General features: G+C 74.3%; 22 protein-coding genes and 1 pseudogene. 15 read left to right on the plus strand and 8 right to left on the minus strand.

What is annotated here, in order from left to right:
• The first annotated feature begins 143 nt into the window (after window positions 1–143).
• Window positions 144–656, plus strand: a complete 513-nt coding sequence (locus Q0858_RS10590) for a hypothetical protein (protein WP_299053731.1) — start codon at window positions 144–146, stop codon at window positions 654–656.
• Here Q0858_RS10590 and Q0858_RS10595 read toward each other — a convergent pair.
• Entirely contained in the window at window positions 613–1,884 is a 1,272-nt protein-coding gene (locus Q0858_RS10595) for an MFS transporter (RefSeq protein ID WP_299053734.1), read from the minus strand. The genes Q0858_RS10590 and Q0858_RS10595 overlap by 44 nt on opposite strands.
• Window positions 1,881–2,462, minus strand: a complete 582-nt coding sequence (locus Q0858_RS10600; RefSeq protein WP_299053736.1) for a helix-turn-helix domain-containing protein — start codon at window positions 2,460–2,462, stop codon at window positions 1,881–1,883. Before Q0858_RS10600 ends, Q0858_RS10595 begins: the two co-directional genes overlap by 4 nt.
• Before the next feature lie 91 nt (window positions 2,463–2,553).
• On the opposite strand from Q0858_RS10600, the gene Q0858_RS10605 reads away from it, so the two are divergent.
• From Q0858_RS10605 to Q0858_RS10625, 5 genes are all read left to right on the plus strand, one after another.
• Entirely contained in the window at window positions 2,554–3,375 is an 822-nt protein-coding gene (locus tag Q0858_RS10605; RefSeq protein ID WP_299053739.1) for an alpha/beta hydrolase, read from the plus strand.
• A gap of 133 nt (window positions 3,376–3,508) precedes the next feature.
• The gene (locus Q0858_RS10610; RefSeq protein WP_299053740.1) at window positions 3,509–4,468 is read left to right on the plus strand and encodes a glutathione S-transferase C-terminal domain-containing protein; all 960 of its coding nucleotides are present in this window, start codon (window positions 3,509–3,511) and stop codon (window positions 4,466–4,468) included.
• On the plus strand, window positions 4,465–4,851 hold the full coding sequence (locus tag Q0858_RS10615; protein WP_299053743.1) for a hypothetical protein: 387 nt from the start codon (window positions 4,465–4,467) through the stop codon (window positions 4,849–4,851). The genes Q0858_RS10610 and Q0858_RS10615 overlap by 4 nt, the downstream gene beginning before the upstream one ends.
• 47 nt (window positions 4,852–4,898) lie before the next feature.
• Window positions 4,899–5,294: a hypothetical protein gene (locus Q0858_RS10620; RefSeq protein WP_299053745.1), complete on the plus strand. Its 396-nt coding sequence runs from the start codon at window positions 4,899–4,901 to the stop codon at window positions 5,292–5,294.
• 64 nt (window positions 5,295–5,358) lie between these two features.
• Window positions 5,359–5,751, plus strand: coding sequence for a hypothetical protein (locus Q0858_RS10625; protein ID WP_299053748.1), 393 nt, complete (start codon window positions 5,359–5,361; stop codon window positions 5,749–5,751).
• A gap of 21 nt (window positions 5,752–5,772) precedes the next feature.
• Here Q0858_RS10625 and Q0858_RS10630 read toward each other — a convergent pair whose 3' ends face one another.
• Window positions 5,773–7,419, minus strand: coding sequence for an MFS transporter (locus Q0858_RS10630; RefSeq protein ID WP_299053751.1), 1,647 nt, complete (start codon window positions 7,417–7,419; stop codon window positions 5,773–5,775).
• A 103-nt stretch (window positions 7,420–7,522) separates the two neighbouring features.
• Here Q0858_RS10630 and Q0858_RS10635 point away from each other — a divergent pair, with 103 nt between their 5' ends.
• Window positions 7,523–8,422, plus strand: coding sequence for a MarR family transcriptional regulator (locus tag Q0858_RS10635; protein ID WP_299053754.1), 900 nt, complete (start codon window positions 7,523–7,525; stop codon window positions 8,420–8,422).
• Here the strand turns inward: Q0858_RS10635 and Q0858_RS10640 are convergent.
• Both Q0858_RS10640 and Q0858_RS10645 read right to left on the minus strand, forming a co-directional pair.
• Window positions 8,409–9,137, minus strand: a complete 729-nt coding sequence (locus Q0858_RS10640) for a hypothetical protein (RefSeq protein WP_299053757.1) — start codon at window positions 9,135–9,137, stop codon at window positions 8,409–8,411. The two genes, Q0858_RS10635 and Q0858_RS10640, sit on opposite strands and share 14 nt — an antisense overlap.
• Window positions 9,130–9,699, minus strand: coding sequence for a sigma-70 family RNA polymerase sigma factor (locus tag Q0858_RS10645; RefSeq protein WP_299053760.1), 570 nt, complete (start codon window positions 9,697–9,699; stop codon window positions 9,130–9,132). The genes Q0858_RS10640 and Q0858_RS10645 overlap by 8 nt, the downstream gene beginning before the upstream one ends.
• A 262-nt stretch (window positions 9,700–9,961) precedes the next feature.
• Here Q0858_RS10645 and Q0858_RS10650 point away from each other — a divergent pair, with 262 nt between their 5' ends.
• The 3 genes from Q0858_RS10650 to Q0858_RS10660 all read left to right on the plus strand — a co-directional run bounded on the left by Q0858_RS10650 (window position 9,962) and on the right by Q0858_RS10660 (window position 12,264).
• Window positions 9,962–10,690, plus strand: a complete 729-nt coding sequence (locus tag Q0858_RS10650; protein WP_299053763.1) for a CHRD domain-containing protein — start codon at window positions 9,962–9,964, stop codon at window positions 10,688–10,690.
• A 185-nt stretch (window positions 10,691–10,875) separates the two neighbouring features.
• On the plus strand, window positions 10,876–11,313 hold the full coding sequence (locus Q0858_RS10655) for a class F sortase (protein ID WP_299053766.1): 438 nt from the start codon (window positions 10,876–10,878) through the stop codon (window positions 11,311–11,313).
• A 27-nt stretch (window positions 11,314–11,340) separates the two neighbouring features.
• A complete protein-coding gene (locus tag Q0858_RS10660) occupies window positions 11,341–12,264 on the plus strand; it encodes a cation diffusion facilitator family transporter (protein WP_299053768.1) in 924 nt (307 codons plus the stop codon).
• 55 nt (window positions 12,265–12,319) lie between these two features.
• On the opposite strand, the pseudogene Q0858_RS10665 reads toward Q0858_RS10660, so the two are convergent.
• Window positions 12,320–12,742, minus strand: a pseudogene (locus tag Q0858_RS10665) (SRPBCC family protein); the annotation flags it as partial.
• Between the two features lie 84 nt (window positions 12,743–12,826).
• Between Q0858_RS10665 and Q0858_RS10670 the strand changes: the two are divergent.
• A complete protein-coding gene (locus Q0858_RS10670; RefSeq protein WP_299053771.1) occupies window positions 12,827–13,348 on the plus strand; it encodes a hypothetical protein in 522 nt (173 codons plus the stop codon).
• A 1-nt stretch (window position 13,349) separates the two neighbouring features.
• Here the strand turns inward: Q0858_RS10670 and Q0858_RS10675 are convergent, their stop codons facing one another.
• Both Q0858_RS10675 and Q0858_RS10680 read right to left on the minus strand, forming a co-directional pair.
• Window positions 13,350–14,663 (minus strand): MFS transporter, encoded by a 1,314-nt coding sequence (locus tag Q0858_RS10675; protein ID WP_299053774.1) that lies wholly within the window; start codon window positions 14,661–14,663, stop codon window positions 13,350–13,352.
• 102 nt (window positions 14,664–14,765) lie between these two features.
• Complete coding sequence (locus Q0858_RS10680; protein WP_299054541.1) at window positions 14,766–16,385, minus strand: FumA C-terminus/TtdB family hydratase beta subunit; 1,620 nt, start codon at window positions 16,383–16,385, stop codon at window positions 14,766–14,768.
• Between the two features lie 175 nt (window positions 16,386–16,560).
• On the opposite strand from Q0858_RS10680, the gene Q0858_RS10685 reads away from it, so the two are divergent.
• Genes Q0858_RS10685 through Q0858_RS10700 form a run of 4 tightly spaced genes read left to right on the plus strand, consistent with a single transcriptional unit; the run spans window position 16,561 to window position 20,142 of the window.
• Window positions 16,561–17,334, plus strand: a complete 774-nt coding sequence (locus tag Q0858_RS10685; protein WP_299053777.1) for an SDR family oxidoreductase — start codon at window positions 16,561–16,563, stop codon at window positions 17,332–17,334.
• On the plus strand, window positions 17,334–18,545 hold the full coding sequence (locus tag Q0858_RS10690) for a CaiB/BaiF CoA-transferase family protein (RefSeq protein WP_299053780.1): 1,212 nt from the start codon (window positions 17,334–17,336) through the stop codon (window positions 18,543–18,545). Before Q0858_RS10685 ends, Q0858_RS10690 begins: the two co-directional genes overlap by 1 nt.
• Window positions 18,542–19,219: a GntR family transcriptional regulator gene (locus Q0858_RS10695; RefSeq protein ID WP_299053782.1), complete on the plus strand. Its 678-nt coding sequence runs from the start codon at window positions 18,542–18,544 to the stop codon at window positions 19,217–19,219. The genes Q0858_RS10690 and Q0858_RS10695 overlap by 4 nt, the downstream gene beginning before the upstream one ends.
• Window positions 19,219–20,142 carry a DMT family transporter gene (locus tag Q0858_RS10700; protein ID WP_299053784.1) on the plus strand — a complete coding sequence of 308 codons (924 nt, stop codon included), beginning with the start codon at window positions 19,219–19,221 and terminating at the stop codon, window positions 20,140–20,142. The genes Q0858_RS10695 and Q0858_RS10700 overlap by 1 nt, the downstream gene beginning before the upstream one ends.
• The last annotated feature ends 159 nt before the right edge of the window (window positions 20,143–20,301 follow it).

Below are 20,301 nucleotides of genomic sequence, written 5' to 3' on the forward strand. Positions count from 1 at the left end.
CGTCCTGGGTTTCGAGCGCGCCGACGAGGGCGAGGGCGCACCCCTCGGGCCGCGACCGGTGGGGCCTGCTGCGCGGCATCGCGATGCTGGCCCCCGTGTTCACCGTGGTCGCCGGTGGCGGTCGGGTCCCGAGGAGCGGGACCGTGGTCGACCCGATGGGCAGCGACACCGCGACGGTCTACTGCGCCCTCCTCTTCCTCGTCGCCGTGCCCGGGCCGGCGCTGGTGGCGATGCGGTGGCTCGCGGCCCACCGCCGGCGGGACTGGCTCGAGATCGCCTACCTCGCCTTCACCACGCTGGTCGGCGCCAGCGTCCTGACCTCAATGATCACCGACTGGTACGTCGAGCCGCTCGCCCTCCCGACGCTGCCGGTCTGGGTGACCACGGTGACCGCCGCCGCGGTGCTCCTCGCCGTCGCGGTCGCCTCGCGGGGCCGTCGTACGCAGGCCGACGAGCACTTCCGCGTCGTGGGCGAGCCCGACCCCACGAAGGCCCGGCAGATGATCGAGGCGCTCCCCGCCCGCACGCGCGAACAGCTGCACGACATGCGCACCCGCGCGGTCGAGAACCTGACGAAGCGGGGCGTGGTCGACGCGGACGAGGCGCGTCGCATCACCTCGACGCCGCTGGGTGAGGGTCCGCAGTCGCGTCGTTAGTCGCGCCCGTGTCGAGGTGCTCCGTCACCCGGTCCATGGCGCGGAAGCGCGGGCCGGCGGCGGGCGCCATCGTCGCCACGAGGTACGCCGCCCCGCAGGCCACCAGCGCGGGTGCGAGACCGACGCCGGCGACGAGCCCGCCCGCCACGAGACCGCCGAACGGGATCAGCGACCACGCCGACGCCGTCATCATCGAGCCCGCCCGGCCCACCATCGGCTCGGGCGTCCGCTCGTAGAGCAGTGCGCTGATCAGCGGGTTGATGAAGCCTGCGGCGAAGCCGGCGACGACGCCCGTCGCGACCACCCCGGCGAGCGGGGAGTCGAGGGCGACCACGACGAACCGCGGCGCCCCCGCCAGCAGGAACGCGACGACGTACGTGGCGAACCGCGGCAGGCGGTCGCCGTACGCCGCGGCGAGGAGGCTGCCGGCGATCGCGGCGCCGGAGAACGAGGCGCCGAGCAGGCCGAGCACCGTCGCGCCCAGGCCGGACGCGACGACCCAGCTCGGCAGGAGGACCGCCGAGTACGCCTGGTCCAGCAGGTTCGTCACCGCCACCATCACCGCGATGCCGAGCAGCACGGGGTCGCGGCGCAGGAAGCCGGCGCCCTCACGCAGCTCGGTGAGGTAGCCCTGCCGCGGAGCAGGCTCCGGCGCGACCAGCCGCCGCGTCGCCACGAGGGTCAGCAGCGCCGCCGCGCCCCAGCCGACCGCCGTGACGACGAGCGCGTACGGCGCCCCGACGGCCGCGACGACCACCCCGCCGAGCGCGGCGCCGGCGAGGCTGGCGGTCCGCTCCGAGGTCCCGGCCAGGCCCGCGACCCGTTCCAGCGACGTGCCCGCGTGGCGGGCGAGCTGGGGCACGAGGGCGCCGCGCCCGGCGTCCGCCGGGCCGTTCAGCGCGGCCGCGAGCGCGACGAGCACGCAGAGCAGCGGGATCGACAGCACGTCGAGCGCGTACGCCGCCGGGACGGCCGCCAGCACCGGCACGCTCAGCGCCTCCGCTCCGATCGCGACCCGCCGCGCGCCGAACCGGTCGACCACCGGCCCCGCCAGTGCCTGGGCCACGACCTGCGGGACGGTCCCCGCGAACGCCACCACGCCCGTGAGGACGGCGCTGCCCGTCGTGGTCAGCACGAACCACGGCACCGCGATGAACGAGACCCGGACGCCGGCGGTGGCGAGGACGTCCGCGGCCAGGTAGCCCGCCAGCGCACCCCGCCCGCTCACGGTTGTTCCGCCCGGGGCCGTGGGAAGGCGTGGATCGCCACCTCGAACAGGCTCGCGTCCCCCGAGTCGTCGTGAGCGCCCTCGGGGTCCTCGACCCAGCCGTCGACGACCGCCATCAGCGCCTCCTTCAGCTCCCTGGCCCGGGAGGGAGTGAGCCGCAGCCCCCAGTCACTGACGGTGGTGGCGTCCACCCACTCCCGAGGGAGGGACGAGCGTTCCTCCACGAAGCGCTGCAACCGCTCGGTGTGCACGATCGCGACCGCCTGGAGGAAGCCCTCGAGCGCGTCGCGCTCGTCAGGAGCGCGGTAGTCACCAGGCCCGGAACGGGTCGACTGGTGCGCCGCCGCCCACCACCGCTCCCGGCCGTTCCCGCGCTCGGCGTCGTCGACGACGAATCCGTGCTTCGCGAGCGTCCGCAGGTGGTACGACGTCGCCCCGCTGGTGAGCCCCATGCGCGCGGCCAGGCTGGTCGCCGTCGCGGGCCCGTCGGCGCGCAGGTGGCCGAGGATCTTCAGCCGCGCCGGGTGGGCGAGGGCCCGCAGGCCGGCGGCGTCGGGCGTGATGGAGGTGAGGTCCACCCCGCGATGCTAGACCGCCAACATGTGTTTGCAAAGATTCGTTGGCGATCAGACCGATGAGTTCGCGGGGCCGGTCTGGTCGACTGCAGCCATGGAGACGACGACCCTGGAGACCGGACGCGGCGACCGCGTCACGTACGACGCCCACGGGCCGGTGGGGGAGGGCCGTGCGGTGGTGTTCGTCGCCGGTGCGGGGCCGTACCGCGCGATGGACCCCGCGACCACCGCCTGCGCCGAGGCCCTCGCCGCGCGTGGCGTGCCCGCCGTCGTCCACGACCGGCTCGGCCGCGCCGACAGCCCCGCCGAGGGCCCGATCGACCTCGACCGGGAGGCGGGCCCGGGTGGCGCGATCGCCGCCCTCGTCGCGGCGGTCGGCGGGGACGCCGTCCTGTGCGGGCACTCGTCCGGCGCCGCGATCTCGCTGTACGCCGCGACGGAGGGCGGGGTGCCCGTCTCCGGCCTGGCGCTCTTCGAGGCCCCGCTGGACCCGGCGGTCACCGGCGTCGGACCGTGGACGGTGGAGGTCGAGACGTTCCTCGACGCCGGGGAGCACGAGCGGGCCGTGGACCACTACCTCCGTGACATGCCGCCCGAGCTCGTGGGCTGGCTGCGCGAGTCGCCGGTCTGGCCGGCCTGGGTCTCCCACGCCCCGGCCCTGCGCGTCGACGCCCAGGCCATGCGCTGGGCCTTCTCCGCGCCGTACGACGTGCAGTTCGGCGCCCGGCTCGCCGAGCTGGGGGTGCCGGTGCGGGCGGCGCACGGCACCGACACCTTCCCCGAGATGCCGGTCGCGGCCGAGGCGATCGCCGCCGCCGTCCCGGGCGCGGTCGCCGTCGAGGTCGCCGGGTCGAACCACACCTGGGACCCCGACGCCATGGCCGACCTGCTCGCGGAGCTCGTGCGTGAGGGCTGACGATCTGTGGCGGATACGACCCCGATATCGGGGTCAGATCCGCCACACATCTGTCACGAGCCCCGCGGTGCGCCGCCCGGGCGCCGAGGCCCGTGGGGGCTCGACGCGGGGGGCCGCTCCCTAGGCTGACGCCATGAGCAACGAGTCGGGCCAGGAGTCCGGGAGCTACGTCGAGGCGGACGGCTTCGACCGCGACATGAACTACATCGACGACCGCATCGTCCGCGAGCCCTCGGGGGACCGGGAGTGGCCGGTCGAGCCGGGCCGCTACCGCCTCGCCGCGGCCCGCGCCTGCCCGTGGGCGAACCGCGCGATCATCGTGCGCCAGCTGCTCGGCCTGGAGGACGTGATCTCCATGGGCCTCGCCGGCCCCACCCACGACGCCGACAGCTGGACCTTCGACCTCGACCCCGGCGGCAAGGACCCCGTGCTCGGCATCGAGCGCCTCCAGGAGGCGTACTTCGCGCGCTTCCCCGACTACCCCCGTGGCATCACGGTGCCCGCGATGGTCGACGTCCCGACCGGCCAGGTCGTCACCAACGACTTCGACCAGATCACCCGCGACCTCTCCTCGGAGTGGACCGCCCACCACCGCGCCGACGCGCCCGACCTCTGGCCGGACGACGTCCGCGACGAGATGGAGGAGGTCATGGAGCGCGTCTTCCGGGAGGTCAACAACGGCGTCTACCGCTGCGGCTTCGCCGGCAACCAGGGCGCCTACGAGAAGGCGTACGACGAGCTGTTCGCCGCGCTGGACTGGCTCGAGGAGCGCCTGACCGACCGCCGCTACCTCATGGGGTCGGCGATCACCGAGGCCGACGTCCGCCTGTTCACGACCCTGGCGCGGTTCGACCCCGTCTACCACGGCCACTTCAAGTGCAACCGCAACAAGCTGACCGAGATGCCGGCGCTCTGGGGCTACGCCCGCGACCTGTTCCAGACGCCCGGCTTCGGCGACACCACCGACTTCGACCAGATCAAGGCCCACTACTACGTGGTCCACACCGACGTGAACCCCACGGGCATCGTCCCGAAGGGTCCCGACCTGTCGGGCTGGACGACGGCGCACGGTCGCGAGGGCCTCGGCGCGTGAGGCGGGCGCTCGGCCTGACCGCGGCCGCCGGGCTGCTCGCCGGCGGTCTGGTCGGCCTGGCGCCGACCTCGGCCTCGGCGGCGTACACGACCGTCGCGGAGTACGACGGCGGCCGGGTGCAGGCCTGCCGGGCGGTCGTCGACGGCGGCGGGGTGGTCCGCTTCCGCCTCGACAACCGGCGCGCGGGGGAGACGCACGCCGCCGGGGTGACCCGCGCCCGCGACGGGGACTCCCGCACGGTCGTGGTCCGGGCCGCGGCCGGCGCGTCGTCGTCGACCAGGACCGTCCCCGTGCGCTCCGGCGACCGGTTGACCGCGTTCGCCCAGGAGGAGTCGGCCGGCGCGGCCCAGGACTTCACCCGCGCCGCGCTGCCCCGCTGCTGAGCACGATCGCCGGGCGAACAACGTCCGGGCCTGCCAGGGTGGGGCGCATGAGCCCCCGACACCTCCTCGCCACCACCGCGTCGGCCGCCCTGCTGGCCGGCGGCCTCGTCGGCCTCGCGCCGACTGCGGCCTGGTCGGCGTACACCACGGTCACGTCCGTGCACGGCGCGAACCTGCAGGCCTGCCGCGCCACGGTGGGCGGCGACCCGGCCGTCCGGTTCCGCCTCGACAACCGCGCCGGGAGGCACGCCCACCGGGGATCGGTGTCGCGGCAGCGGGGCGGGGTCTCCCGCACCTTCTCGGTGCAGCCGGGCGCGGGCCGCGTGTCGGCGGTGAAGACGGTCCGCCTGCGTTCCGGCGACCGCCTCGTCAGCGGCATCCAGGACCTCGACGGGCCGGGCGCGGGCGGGGACTTCTCCCGCAGCGACCTCAGGGCCTGCTGACCCGGCCGGGAGCAGCGCCAGCCGGTCGTTGACAGCGGACCGTGGCCACCTGAGACTCGCGGCCATGAGCCCGCGCCGCGTCCTCGCCACCCTCGCCTCGTCCGCCGTCCTCGCGGCCGGGCTCGTCGGCCTGGCGCCGACGTCAGCGTCCGCGGCGTACACCGTGGTCGCCCGCCACGAGGGCGGGAGGATCCAGATGTGTCGCGCCACCGTGGACGGCGACCAGGCCGTCCGGTTCCGCCTCGACAACCGGGACGCCCGCATCGACCAGGAGGGCGGACTGGGGCGCGACCGCGACGGGGTCACGCGGCAGTTCCCGGTGCGGGCCGCCGCAGGGCGCCTCTCCGCCACGAGGACCGTCCTGGTGAGGGCCAGCGATGTCCTCGTCGGCTACGTGCAGAGCGACCGGGGCGGCTTCGGCGCCGAGTTCGAGCGCGGGGAACTGCGCCCCTGCTGAGACGGCGGCAGCGTTTGAGCCTCAGCCCTCCGCTGCGGCGGGGGCCTGCTCCTCACGCTTCACGAAGTCCTTCTGCCGGATCAGCGCGAGGCAGGCGACGGCCGAGGTGAACGCGATGACGGCGGCGATGAGCAGGATGTGGTTCAGCGCGTCGACGACGCCCGACGTCCCGACGCCGAGGACGAGGTCGTAGGCCTGCTGGCCCGCCGAGGCGCCCCCGGCCGCGGAGGCCTGTGCCTGCGCGGCCTCGGCGGCGACCGTGACCTGGCCGCCGGACAGCGCCGAGACCAGCGGGTCCACCGCGGCCTGCGGGACGGCGCCGGCCAGCTCGGGGCGGACGGCGTCCGCGACCTCGCGGCCGAACAGCGAGCCCAGCGCGGCGATGCCGGTCGCGATGCCGACCTGGCGGAAGGTCGAGTTGACCCCGCTCGCCATGCCGGAGCGGTTCACGTCCACCACGCCCACCGCGGTCGAGGCCAGCGGCGGGTTGATCATCCCGATGCCGACGCCGGCGACGGTCAGGCCGGGGATGAGGTGGGTCCAGGACGAGTCGTCCTGGATGCCGAGCAGCAGCAGCAGCCCGGCGCCGAGGACGAGGAAGCCGGGGCCGATCAGCCACTTGACCGGCACCCGCTCGGTCAGCCGGCCGGCGGCGATGGCGGCGAAGAACGACGCGCCGGACAGGAACAGGAACCGGATGCCGGTGCCGACCGCGGAGTAGTCGAGGACGTTCTGCACGTAGATGACCAGGTAGGTCAGCACGGAGAAGATCGACGCGGAGACGCCGAACGCGGCCACCAGGCCGCCGACGAAGGTGGGCTTGCGCAGCAGGCTCAGGTCGAACATCGGGCTGCGCTGGAGCTGCTGGCTGATCGCGAAGACCACGAGCAGCACGCCGGCGGCGACGAGGCAGGAGACGACCACGGTGTCGTCCCACGAGGTCTGACCGGCCTCGATCAGGCCGTAGACCAGCGCGCCGAGGGCGGCGGAGAACGTGACGAAGCCGAACCAGTCGGGGCGCCCGGCGTGCGGGTCGCGCGACTCCGAGACCTTCGTGAGCGTCACCCCGAGGGCGACGAGGCAGAGCGGGACGTTGACGAAGAAGATCCAGCGCCACGACAGCCCGCTGGTGAGCACGCCGCCGAGCACGGGGCCGATGGCCACCGCGACGCCGGTGACGGCGCCGAACACGCCGAACGCCGTCCCCCGGTCCTTGCCGCGGAAGGCGCCGGCGAGCAGGGCGAGGGCGGTCGCGAACATCGCGGCGCCGCCGATGCCCTGGAAGGCGCGGGAGACGGTGAGGACGGTGATGTCGGTGGCGGCGCCGCAGGCGACCGAGCCGAGGGTGAACAGGACGACGCCGATCGAGAAGACCTTGCGGCGGCCGTACCGGTCGGCCAGCGCGCCGGCCGTCAGCAGCAGCGCGGCGAGGCTCAGCGCGTAGGCGTCGATGACCCACTGCAGGTCGGACAGCGTCGCGTCGAGCTCGCGCTGGATGTCGGGCAGGGCGACGTTCACGATCGTGATGTCGAGCAGCAGCATGAAGACGCCGGTGCAGACGGCGGCCAGCGTCCACCACTTGTTGCCGGCGGCGTGGGCCCCGGCGCCGGCGCCCCCGTGGGTGCCGGCGTGGGTGCCGGCGTGGCGGCCGGTCTCGGTGTGGCTCATCGGCCGTCCTCCGCGAAGATCGTCAAGCACCTAATGATTCGTCGACCACGGTACTCCGGCGCGGGGTATCGTCAAGTACCGAACGATCAACCGAGGGAGCGATGTGGGCGAGGTCACGAGCGGGTCGACGACCCTGCTCGCCGCCCTGGCCGCGATCCCGGGGCACGTCCTGTGGCGCGCCTCCGCGCGGGTGGGCCACCTCGCGGAGCGGACGCTGCCCACCGACGTCGACCTGACGGCGTACGCCGTCCTCCACGCGCTGCCCCGCGGTGTGGCGGCGTCGCAGCAGACGGTGGCCGACGCGGTGGTGGTGAGCCGGACGACCATGACCAAGGTCGCGGTCGACCTGGTCGCGTCCGGCCTCCTCGCGCGGGTGCGGAACCCCGAGGACCGGCGCTCGTACCTGCTCAGCCGCACCCCCGCGGCCGACCTGCTCCTCGCCCGCTGGGACGACGACCTCGCGGCGCTCGACGAGGCCGTGCTGGCCCCGTTCGACGCCGACCGGCGCGTCCGGCTGGCGCACCTGCTCGCGCTGCTCGCCGACGACGTCCTGCCCGAGGCGCTGCCCGGCGCGGTCCGCGGCAGCGTCTCGCTGCTCCTGGTCCGCCTGCACGCGTGGCTCTACCGCGAGTTCCAGGACCTCCTGGCGCCCCTCGGCATCGAGCCGCGCCACGTCGGCGCGCTCACCGCGCTGACCGCTCTCGGACCGGTCTCGCAGGCCGAGCTCGCCCGCGGCATCGGCGTCAGCGCCGCCAGCGTCGTCGCGATCGTCGACGAGCTCGAGGAACGCGGGCTGGTCGAGCGGCGTCGGGTGGTGGGGGACCGTCGTACGCAGGAGGTCCACCTCACCGAGCCGGCACCGGCGGTCCTGGCGGCCGCGAGGACCCGGGGACGACGCGGCGCGCGGACCGCCTTCGCCGCGCTCCCCGACGGCGGGCTCGAGGAGCTGCTCGACCTGCTCCGCAGGTTCGTCACCGCGGAGGAGGACGTCAGCCCCGGGTGACCTCGGGGACGTCGGAGCGCGCGACCACCGCGCCGTCGGCGTCGCGGATCTCGACCACGTCGACGTCCTCGCGCAGCAGCTCGCCGTTCATGCGGCAGGTGATGGTGACCTCCGAGCCCCGGAACGAGCCGGACTCCGCGACGTCCCCGTCGGCGTCGAGCAGGACGAGGCGGAACGACGCGCCCGGCTCCCACCCGGTCATGCCCAGCACCGTCTCGGTGCCCCACGTGTGGGCGACGAGGTCGGCCGAGATGTCGACCTCCGCGGGCTCGCCGGTGAACTCGATCGGCTCGGGAGCGCCGAGGGTGCCCGGGGGACCTTCGGGCGGGTCGACCGGCGCGGCCTCGAGCGGCTCGTCGCGGACCACCTCGGTGAGGACGGCGCCGCCCACGCCGCCCAGCGCGAGGAGGGCGACCGCGGCCGCGACGAGGCCGACCCAGCGGCGGGGCCCGGGTCGGTGCTCGACCGGTTGCCCGGGTCGTGAGGTGGCGAGGACCCTCGCCCCCAGGTCGTCGCTGGGGGTCGCCTCGGTCCAGCCGCCGAGGTCGTCGACGCGGACGAGCAGCGCCCGGAGCTCGGCGGTCTCGGTGGCGACCGACGGGTCGGCGGCGACCAGGGCGTCGTACGCCGCGGCATCGGCGGGCGAGAGATCGCCTGCTGCCGCGGACGCGATCAGGGCCGCCTGCTCGTCGGTGCGAGGGACGGGCTCAGTCATGGTTCTCCTCCTCGGCCAGCAGGGCGCGCAGCGCGCGCAGGGCGTGGTAGGCGCGGGTCCGCAGCGTCGCGACCGGGACCCGGTTGCGGGCAGCCAGGTCGGCGTAGCTCAGGCCCTCCAGCCTGACGGCGACGAGCACCTCGCGGTGCTCCGGGGTCAGCTGCGCCAGCGCCGACACCAGCGTCACGCGCGCGTCGACGGCGTCGTGCTCGCCGGTGGCCGCCGGGGCGATCCGCGCGATCCCGTCGTCCCCGACCGGCGTCGGGCGCCGGGCACGCGCCCTGGCGGCGTCGACGACGATGTTGCGGGCGATGGTGAACAGCCAGGTGCGCTCGCTCGCCCGGTGCTCCGCGTAGGTGTCCCGCGACCGCCACGCGCGCAGGAACGTCTCCTGGACGCAGTCCTCGGCGAGCGCCCGGTCTCCCAGGCTGTTGACGGCGAACCCGAGCAGCGCGGAGCCGTGCTCGTGCCAGGCAGCGGTGACGTCCAGGCCGCTCGACGTACCCGGCTCGGCAGAGTCGCCGAGGTCACCGACGTCATTGAGGTCGGCGGGACGACCCATCGGCCACCTCCCGGCTCCCGTGCCCGCGCCCCATGACCGCGTCGCCGGACCGAGCGCCAACGCTGTCGCCATCACCGACCTCCTCCACGCGCCGTCGTCGCGGCACGACCCGGATGTGAGGTCGTGCCCGAAGGTAGTACGTCGCCGGGCGGCCCGGCGTTCACCCGCCCCCCGGACCGAGATCGGGATGAACGGTCCGGTGGGCCCCGCCGTACACCTCGACGAGGCCCCGGACCGCCGGGGCCCGACGGAGAGGACGAGCATGACGCACCGCACGACCTTCGCCCGCCCGGCCGCAGGACTCGCGGCGACCGCCCTCGTGGGCGCCTCGCTGTGGGCCGCCGGACCCGCCTCCGCCGAGACCGAGGTGCCCCGGCCCGACAGCTTCACCAGCGCCTACACCGTGATGGCCACCCCCGACGGGATCATCGACACCGAGGGCAACCCCGCCGAGGGCCAGCCCGGCGCGACCGGCACCTTCGACCTCATGGTGAACGCCGACACCGAGGTCATCTGCTACGACATCACGCTCGACGGCGTGACCGGCGAGTACGAGAGCCCCGCCAAGACCGCGACGCACATCCACCTCGCCCCCGCGGGCGAGGGCGGCCCGCCGCGCATCGCGTTCCCGAACCCCGAGGGCGACGGCACCCGCACCGCCAGCGGCTGCCTGCAGGGCCCGTTCACCACCGGGCTCGAGGACGAGGAGACCGGCGAGGACACCGGCGAGGGCTTCACGCTCGCCGACCTTGAGGCCGACCCGACGTCGTACTCGGCGGACACGCACACCGCCGACTACGCAGCGGGCGCCGTCCGTGGCCAGCTGCAGCAGGTCCCGGTCGGCGGCATCGACACCGGCATGGGCGGTGGCGCCACCGACGCCGGGGAGGCGACCGGCGCCGGGACCACCGCGGTGGCCGCCGGCGGCGCTGCGCTGGTCGTGGGAGTGCTCGGCGCCTGGCTGCTGCGTCGCCGCGCGGCCGGGGTCTGAGCGCGGTGCAGGGCCCCGCGCGGGTCCTCCGGGGCCTGGCCGGGGTCCTGCTGACCGGGAGCCTCCTGGGGTGCGGAGCCGACAGCCCCGCGGCCCGGGAGGCCCCGACCGCTGCGCCGCCCTCGTCCTCGACCGCCTCGCCGTCCTCGCCGCCCGCGCGGGACGCCCCGGACGGTCCGCGGCCGGTGCCGACCGCGGTGAGCATCCCGTCGCTGGGCCTGGCCGAGGACCTCGTCGACCTCGGGCTCGACGAGGGCGGCACGCTGGAGGTCCCGACCGACCCCGACCGGGTCGGATGGTTCACCGGGGGCGGTCGACCCGGGGGGCCGGGACCGACCGTCGTGGTCGGGCACGTGGACTCCACCGAGGGACCCGCGGTGTTCGCCCGCCTCCCCGAGCTGACGGTCGGGGACGAGGTCGTCGTGGACGACGCGGACGGCGGCCGCACCCGCTACGCGGTGACCGAGGTGGCCGACGTCCCGCAGACGCCGTTCCCCACGGAGCAGGTCTTCGGCGCCACCGTCGAGGACACGCTGCGGCTCATCACCTGCACCGGCCCGTACGACGCCGAGGCCGGCCGCTACACGGAGAACCGGGTGGTGAGCGCCGTCACCGTGGACTGAGCGCCCTCATCATATAAGGTTTTCCGCATGGGTTACGGGCACGGACACGGCCACGCCGCCGGGCGGGCCGGTGACCGTCGTCGCCTGAGACTGGTCCTCCTCATCACCGCGGTCGTCCTGGTGGTGCAGCTCGTCGGCGCCTGGGTCAGCGGCTCCCTCGCGCTGCTCGCGGACGCGGGCCACATGGCGGCGGACGCCGCCGGGGTGCTGCTCGCACTCGGTGCGTCGTACGTCGCCGCGCTGCCGTCGTCGCGGCGCTTCACCTTCGGCTGGCACCGCGCGGAGGTGCTCGCCGCGCTCGTCAACGCCGCGGCGCTGGTCGTGCTGTGCGCCTACCTCGTCGTGGCGGGCGTACGACGGCTGCTGGAGCCCGGTGGCGACGTCGCGCCGGTGCCGATGATCGCCTTCGCGGTGGTGGGCCTGCTCGCCAACGCGGCGTCGCTCGCCATCCTGACGCGGTCGGAGACCGGGTCGATCAACCTGCGCGGGGCGACGACGGAGGTCTTCGCCGACACCCTCGGCTCGGTCGTCGTGATCGTCGCCGGCGTCGTCATCTGGGCCACCGGCTTCGAGCGCGCCGACCCGATCGGCTCACTGGTGATCGCCGCGATGATCCTGCCCCGGGCGGTGTCGCTGGGCCGCGACGCCCTCACCGTCCTGCTGGAGGTGGCCCCGGCCGAGGTGCCCCTCGACGAGGTCCGCGACCACCTGCTGGGCGTCCCTGGCGTGGTCGACGTCCACGACCTGCACGCCTGGACGATCACCACCGGCCTGCCCAGCCTGTCCGCGCACGTCACCGTCACCGATCCCGTGCTCGCCGACCGCGGCGTCGGGGCGATCCTCGACGACCTGTCGCGCTGCACGACCAGCCACTTCGCGGTCCAGCACGCGACCTTCCAGGTCGAGCCCGAGAGCCACCGCGCCCACGAGGACCTCGGCGAGGCCCACTGAGGTCGGCCGGGCCGGTCGACCCGTGACCGGTCAGGCGTCGCGCGGCCTCGCGCAGCTTGACCAGCGTCCCGGAGATGCCCTTGCGGTTGCGCTCGGGGAAACCGGCGGCCTTGAGGCCGAGCCAGATCGGGGTCAGGTAGCGCGAGGCGTCCCAGGTCTCGGTGACGTCGCAGCCGGTGGCGGTCGGGGTGATCTCGTAGCGCCAGCGGTGCGCACCGAAGTGGCGCCAGGCGATGCGCTGGTCCTGCTCGTACTCGACGACGACGTTCCGGATCTTGTAGGGCAGCCCGAACATCTTCATGTCGACGCCGAACTTGGCGCCCTTCGACAGCACGCGGGGGCCCTTGATGTTGCCCTTCACCGAGCCCGAGCCGTCGATGCGCTCGTGCTGGTGGGGGTCCGCGACGATCGCGAACACCGTGGCCGGCGGCGCGGCGATGGAGACGGTCTCGGACACGATGCGCTCGTCGGACGACATGCGTCGAGCCTAGCCAGCGCCCCACTGTCGGCGGCGGTCCCTACGGTCGCCGTACCAGTCCGCCCCGCACCACCGGAGACTCCCGTGATCCTTCCCCTCGACGACCACCTCGACCTCGGCGGCACCACAGCGGGCCGCGCCACGGCGGACCGCACGCCCGCCCTCGCCGAGCGCCTCGGCGTCGACGTGGACTGGTTCCTCGAGCTCTTCGGCGGCCCCTGGTACGACGCGGGGTCGCCCGCCCTCCACGACTTCGACGGTGACCCGTCCGGCGGGGACGGGTACCCGGTGACGCCCTGGCACGTCACCGGTCGACCCGTGCAGCTGATGGTCCGGGTCTTCACCGGCCACTGCTTCCTCGCCCGGCCCGAGGGTCGCTGGGCGGGCGGCACCCACGACCTCGTGTGGGAGGAGCACGACCAGGTCCACCTGACGTACGACGACCTGCGCCGAGAAGAGATCGTGCGGCCGGTGGTCGCCGGGCTGGTGAGCAGCCGGCGTCGCAGGCTGCGCTGGTGCGAGCGCTGCCGGGAGCAGCAGGGCCCCGAGACGATGCTCGGAGCCCTGTGCCACGGCTGCGCCCAGGGCACGGGCGTCGTCTTCTGACTCAGTCCGCGAGCTTCGCCTGGTAGGTCTCGGCCACGAGCCAGGTGGCGACGATGGTGACCAGGGCGCCGATCACCGTCAGGCCGGCGATCAGCCACGGCTCGCCGTCGCTGCTCGCGAGGAGGGCGGTGGCGATGAAGGGTGTCGGGGCGCCGGCGACGAGCGCGCCGAGCTGGAAGCCGACCGAGGTCCCGGAGTAGCGGACGCCGGTGCCGAACAGCTCGGAGAAGAACGCCGACAGCGGCGCGAACACCGCTGCGTGCCCGACGCCGATCATCAGCACGGTGGCGAGGACGACGAGGTACGGGTTCGTCGTCCCGACCATGACGAAGTACGGGAAGGCCATGAGACCGCAGACGGCCGACCCGCCGATCATCACCGGGCGGCGGCCCACGCGGTCCGAGAGGGCGCCGAAGTACGGCATCAGCACCAGCTCGAGCGCGGACGCGACGAGGACGCCGAGCAGCGCGACGTTGCGCGAGATCCCCAGCTCGCCGGTGAGGTAGGTCAGCGCGAAGGTCGCGAAGACGTAGTAGGCGATGTTGTCGGTGAACCGCATCCCCGCCGAGAGCAGCACCTGCTTCGGGTGGCGCTTGAACACCTCGACGATCGGGGCGCGGACCTCCTCGCCGCTCTGCTGCAGCCGCGCGAACACCGGCGACTCGGCGACCCGGAGCCGGATGAACAGCCCGACCGCGACGAGCAGCAGGCTCAGCACGAACGGCACCCGCCAGCCCCAGGCCAGGAACGCCTCGTCGGAGAGCTGCGAGACGACGGCGAACACGGCGGTCGACAGCATCAGCCCGATCGGGACGCCGAGCTGCGGCCACGAGCCGTAGAAGCCACGGCGGTCGGCCGGGGCGTGCTCGACGGCCATGAGCGCCGCGCCGCCCCACTCGCCGCCGACAGCGAAGCCCTGCGCGATCCGGAGCACGACCAGGAGGATCGGGGCGGCCACCCCGATCGTGGCGTACGACGGCAGCAGGCCGATCAGGGCCGTCGCGAGACCCATGACCACCAGGGTCCAGACCAGCATCCGCTTGCGGCCGACCTTGTCGCCGAGGTGGCCGCACACCACGGCGCCCACCGGGCGGGCGAAGAAGCCGACGCCGAACGTCGCGAACGCGAACAGCGTGCCGGCCAGCTCGGAGGACTCCGGGAAGAAGAGCCGGTTGAACACGAGCGCGGCGGCGGTGCCGTAGAGGAAGAAGTCGTACCACTCGATGGCGCTGCCGATGAGGCTCGCGCCGGCCACCTTCCGCATCTCGGCGGGGCTGGTCGTGGGCAGGGGGGCACCCGGTGTGGCGGTCGTCATGTGATGCACGCTACATCGGGTCATGCACGACGTCAACGATCATGCATGACCGGCAGCAGCGCCGCCGACCCCCCGCCCCGCCCCGCCGGCGCGGTGGTCAGGTCAGGCGCGGCGCCCGATCTGCAGCATCGGGCCGTCGTCGTCCGCGTAGAAGTCGCGCCCGTGGTCGTCGATGACGACGAAGGCGGGGAAGTCCTCGACGGTGATGCGCCAGACGGCCTCCATGCCGAGCTCCTCGTACTCCAGGACCTCGACGTGGCGGATGCAGTCCTGGGCGAGGCGGGCGGCGGGGCCGCCGATCGTGCCGAGGTAGAACCCCCCGTGCTCGCCGCAGCTGCGGGCGACCGCCGACGAGCGGTTGCCCTTCGCGAGCATCACCAGCGACCCGCCCGCGGCCTGGAACTGCTCGACGTAGGTGTCCATCCGCCCCGCGGTGGTGGGTCCGAAGGAGCCGGACGCGTAGCCGTCGGGCGTCTTGGCGGGTCCGGCGTAGTAGACCGCCCGGTCGCGCAGGTACGCCGGCATCTCCTCGCCGGCGTCCAGCCGCTTCTTGATCTCGGCGTGGGCGGCGTCGCGGGCGACGACGAGGTCGCCGCTCAGCGAGAGTCGCTGGCCGACCTCGAGGCCGGACAGCGCGGAGCGGACGGCGTCCATCCCGGCGTCGAGGTCGACGGCGACGACGTCCCCGCCGAGGCCCTCCTCGGTGACGTCGGGCAGGAAGCGGGCGGGGTCGCGCTCGAGGTCCTCGAGGAAGACGCCCTCGCTGGTGATCCGGGCGACGGCCTGGCGGTCGGCGGAGCACGACACGGCGATCGCGACCGGGCAGGACCCGCCGTGGCGCGGCAGGCGGACGACGCGGACGTCGTGGCAGAAGTACTTCCCGCCGAACTGCGCGCCGATCCCGAGCTCGCGGGTGAGCTGGTGCACCTGCTCCTCCAGGCCGGTGTCGCGGAAGGCCCGCCCGCCGGCGGAGCCGGTCGTGGGCAGGGAGTCGAGGTACTTCGTCGACGCCAGCTTCGCCGTCTTCATCGTCGCCTCGGCCGAGGTGCCGCCGACCACGACGACGAGGTGGTACGGCGGGCACGCCGACGTCCCCAGCGCGCCGATCCGCTCGCGCAGGAAGGTCATCAGCGACGTCTCGTTGAGCAGCGCCTTCGTCTCCTGGAAGAGGAACGACTTGTTGGCGCTGCCGCCGCCCTTGGCGATGAACAGCAGCTCGTAGGCGTCGTCACCCTCCGCGGCGATCTCGATCTGCGCGGGCAGGTTGTCGCCGGTGTTCTTCTCCTCGTACATCGTCTGCGGCGCGAGCTGGGAGTAGCGCAGGTTGAGCCGCGCGTACGCCGACCGGATGCCGTCGGACAGCCACGCGGCGTCCTCCCCGTCGGTGAGCACGTGGCGCCCGCGCTTCGCCTGGACGATCGCGGTCCCGGTGTCCTGGCACATCGGCAGCACGCCGCCGGCGGCGACGGCGGCGTTGCGGAGCAGGTCCGTCGCGACGTACCGGTCGTTGCCGGAGGCCTCGGGGTCGTCGACGATCCGCCGGAGCTGCTCGAGGTGAGCGGTGCGCAGGAAGTGGGCGATGTCGCCGAACGCGGTGTCCGCGAGCGCGCTCAGCGTCGAGCCGGGCACCTCGAGGAACCTGCGCCCGAGCGCCTCGCGGACCTCGGGCACGGGCAGGTCCAGCCGCCGGTACGTCGTGGTGTCGGCGCCGCGCTGCAGGATCGGCTCGTACGGCGGGACGGCCGCGGTGGACGTGGTGGACGTGGTGGGGGCGGGCTCGCTCACGGTTCCTCCGACGTGTGGGAATGGATCATGCATGATCTGACGCTATTGTGTCTGAGATAGACGTGATGCCGGTCTCAGGGCCGGCGTCGTCGCCCCGACGAGAGGATCACCCATGTCCGCCAGCAGCGCACCCGTCGCCCTTCCCGGCCTCGACGGCAAGGTCGCCCTCGTCACCGGCGGGGCCAGCGGCATCGGCCTCGCCACCGTACGTCTGCTGGCGGCCTCCGGTGCGAAGGTCGTCGTGGCCGACCTCGACGAGGCGGCCGCGACCGCGGCGGCCGACGAGGTCGGGGGGACGGCGGTCCGCGCCGACGTGACCTCGGCCGACGACTGCGCCGCGGCCGTCGCCGCTGCGGTCGACACCTACGGCCATCTCGACGTCGTCGCGTGCAACGCCGGGCTCACGACGTACCCGACCCCCGCGGTCGAGATCACCGAGGGTGACTTCGACGCCACCTTCGCGGTCAACGTGAAGGGCGCCTGGCTCACCGCCCGCGCGGCGGTCGGCGCGCTGAAGGACGCCGGCGGCGGCGCGATCGTGGTGACCGGGTCGGTCATGGGCGAGCGCACCCGGCCGGGCTTCGCGGCGTACGCGCCGAGCAAGGCCGCGGCCAACCACCTCGCCCGCTCGCTCGCCGTGGAGCACGCGGGTGACGGCATCCGCGTCAACGCCGTCGCCCCGGTCGCGACCGACACCGCGATGCTCGAGAAGTTCCTCGGCACCGAGGACCCGGCCGCGGCGCGCCAGCGGTTCGAGTCGAGCATCCCGCTCGGCCGCCTTGCCACCCCGGAGGACGTCGCGTCCGCCATCTGCTTCCTCGCCTCCGACTCCGCGTCGTTCCTCACCGGGGTCGTGCTGCCGGTGGACGGCGGGAGGAGCATCTGATGTCGCCCGAGGCCGCCGAGTCGAACCGCCGGGTGCTCCCGCTCACCGGCGTCACCGTCGTGTCGTGCGAGCAGGCCGTCGCGGCCCCCTTCGCCACCCGCCAGCTCGCCGACCTCGGTGCCCGCGTGATCAAGGTCGAGCGTCCCGGCGTCGGTGACTTCGCGCGGTCGTACGACGAGACCGTGCGCGGCATGTCGAGCCACTTCGTCTGGCTCAACCGGTCGAAGGAGAGCATCGCGCTGGACCTGAAGCACCCCGACGCCGCACGGGTCATGGAGGAGCTGCTCGGGCAGGCGGACGTGTTCGTCCAGAACTTCGCCCCCGGGGCGGCGGCGCGGCTCGGCCTCGACGCCGAGACCCTGCAGGCCCGCGACCCACGCCTGATCACCTGCTCGATCAGCGGCTACGGCACCTCGGGCCCGTACCGGGACGCGAAGGCCTACGACCTGCTGATCCAGTCCGAGACCGGCCTGGTCTCGGTCACCGGCACCGAGGACACCCCGGCCAAGAGCGGCATCCCGGCCGCCGACATCGGCGCCGGCATGTACGCCTTCTCCGGCATCCTCGCCGCGCTCTACGAGCGTGAGGTCACCGGTCGCGGCACGGCGCTGGACGTCAGCCTCTTCGACTCCCTCGTCGAGTGGATGGGCTACCCGCTCTACTACGCCGACTACGGCGGGACGCCGCCCCCGCGGCGCGGCACGAGCCACGCGGCCATCGCGCCGTACGGCACCTACGCGGCAGGCGACGGCACCGAGTTCGTGCTGTCGATCCAGAACGAGCGCGAGTGGGCGGCGTTCTGCGAGGTCGTGCTGGGTGACGCCGCGATCGCGACCGACGAGCGCTTCGACACCGGCTCGAAGCGGGTCGAGCACCGCGACGCCCTCGACGAGGTCATCCACGCGCGACTGGCCGACCTGACAGGTGAGACGTTCGGCGCCCGGCTCGAGAGCGCCCGCATCGCCAACGCGCGCCGCCGGGAGCTCAGCGAGGTCCTCGACCACCCGCAGCTCAGCGCGCGGGACCGCTGGCGCACCGTCGGCAGCCCCGTGGGGGACCTCCGCGCGACGCTGCCCGCGATCACGGTGGCGGGCCGCGAACCCCGGATGGACCCCATCCCCGAGGTCGGCGAGCACAGCGAGGCGATCCTGGCCGAGCTCGGGTACGACGACGACCAGGTCGCCCACCTGCGGGAGGATGGCTTGCTGTGAGCACGCAACCCTCCCCACCACCGACGAAGCGGGACCTGATCGTCGAGGAGCTGCGCCGGCTCATCCTGTCCGGTGAGCTGCCGCGGGGGGAGCGGTTGCGCCAGGACGACCTCGCCGCCCGGTTCCACGCCAGCATCACGCCCGTCCGGGAGGCCCTGCGGGCGCTGGAGGCCGAGGGCCTCGCGGTCTCCGAGCCCCACCGCGGCGTCCGGGTGGCCGGGATCGACCTGGACCGGGTGACGGCGACGTACGTCGTCCGCCGGCTCACCGAGTCGTACGCCGTGGCGCGGGCGACCACGCGGCTGTCGCTGCGCGACCTGCGCCGCGTCGAGGAGCTCGTCGAGGCGGTCGCCGCGGCCGGCGACCCGGTCGAGCGGCGGGCCCTGAACCGGGAGCTGCACTTCACGCTCTACCGCCGCTGCGGACTGCCGGGGATGCTCGCCGAGATCGAGTCCCTCTGGGCGGCCTTCCCGTGGGACGTCTCGCTGGGCAGCGACGAGCGCGCCCGGGCCTCGGACGCCGAGCACCGCGCGATCCTCGCCGCGCTCCGCGCCGGCGACCCGGACGCCGCCCGCGCGGCCGCCGAGGACCACATCCGCAGCGGCTTCGCCGACCTGCAGGCCCGGCTCACCGGCAGCGCCGGCGCGGACCCCTTCGAGCTCGACGCCGACTAGTGCCGACCCTCGCCTCCCCGCGGACCGGCGGGCTCCCGCTGCTGCCCGCGGCGGCCTTCGTGCTGGTCTGGTCGTCCGGGTACGTCGTCACCCCGATCGGCGTCGACGCGATCGCGCCGCTGTGGATCCTCGCCATGCGCTTCGCGCTCGCCGGGGCGCTCGCCGCCGTGATCGCCCTCGCGCTGAGGCGGCGCGTGGGCGCCTCCCGCCGTGACCTGGGACGCATCGCCCTGGTCGGCATCGTCCTCAACGGCGTCGTGTTCTCGGCCATGTTCTCGGCGTTCGGCCTCGGCCTCGACGCGACGTTCGGCGCGCTGGTGCACTCGCTGAGCCCGGTGCTGACCGTCGTCCTCGCGGGCCTGCTGCTCCGTGAGCGACTGACGCGGGTGCAGGTGGTCGGGTTCGTGGTCGGCGTCCTCGGGGTGCTCCTCGTGCTGATCCCCGACCTGGAGGGCACCGGCGGCCCGGTCGCCATCGGGCTCGCGCTCTTCAGCCTCCTCGGGCTGAGCCTCGGCACGCTCGGGCAGCGCTGGATCGGCGACGCCCCCGACCCGCTGTGGTCGACCGCCGTCCAATGCGCGGCCTCCGCGCCCTTCGTCGCCGTCCTCGCCCTGCTCGTCGAGGACGGCCCGGTCGTGAGCGACCCCGTCGTCGGCCTCGTCGCCCTGGCCTACATGGTGGTCGGCAACTCCCTGGCCGGCCTGCTGCTGCTCGGCCTGCTGGTCCGGGCCGGCGGCGCCGGGGCGGCGTCCGCGACGTTCTTCCTGATGCCGCCGGTCACCGCGGTGCTCGCCTATGTGTTCCTCGGCGACGTCCTCGGCCCCGTCGAGCTGGTCGGCCTCCTCGTCGCCGCCGCGGGCGTCGCCGCCGCCACCCTCGGCGCCCGCCCCCGCGACGAGGAGCCCCCGCCCGTCGCGGGGTAGGCCGCCGGTCGGTCGGTGGGTGGCCGGGGCCTTGGTCGGGCGTGGCGTGCGACTTGCGCGGCCATGTGGCCACTCCAGTGGGCGCTGGCGGGCCTCATGGCGCCGTACGACCGCGGCAGATCCAGGAGACCGCGGTAGATCCCCCGCCCCCGACCGTCG

Origin of the sequence: uncultured Nocardioides sp., assembly GCF_947489365.1 — a bacterium.
GTDB lineage: Bacteria > Actinomycetota > Actinomycetes > Propionibacteriales > Nocardioidaceae > Nocardioides.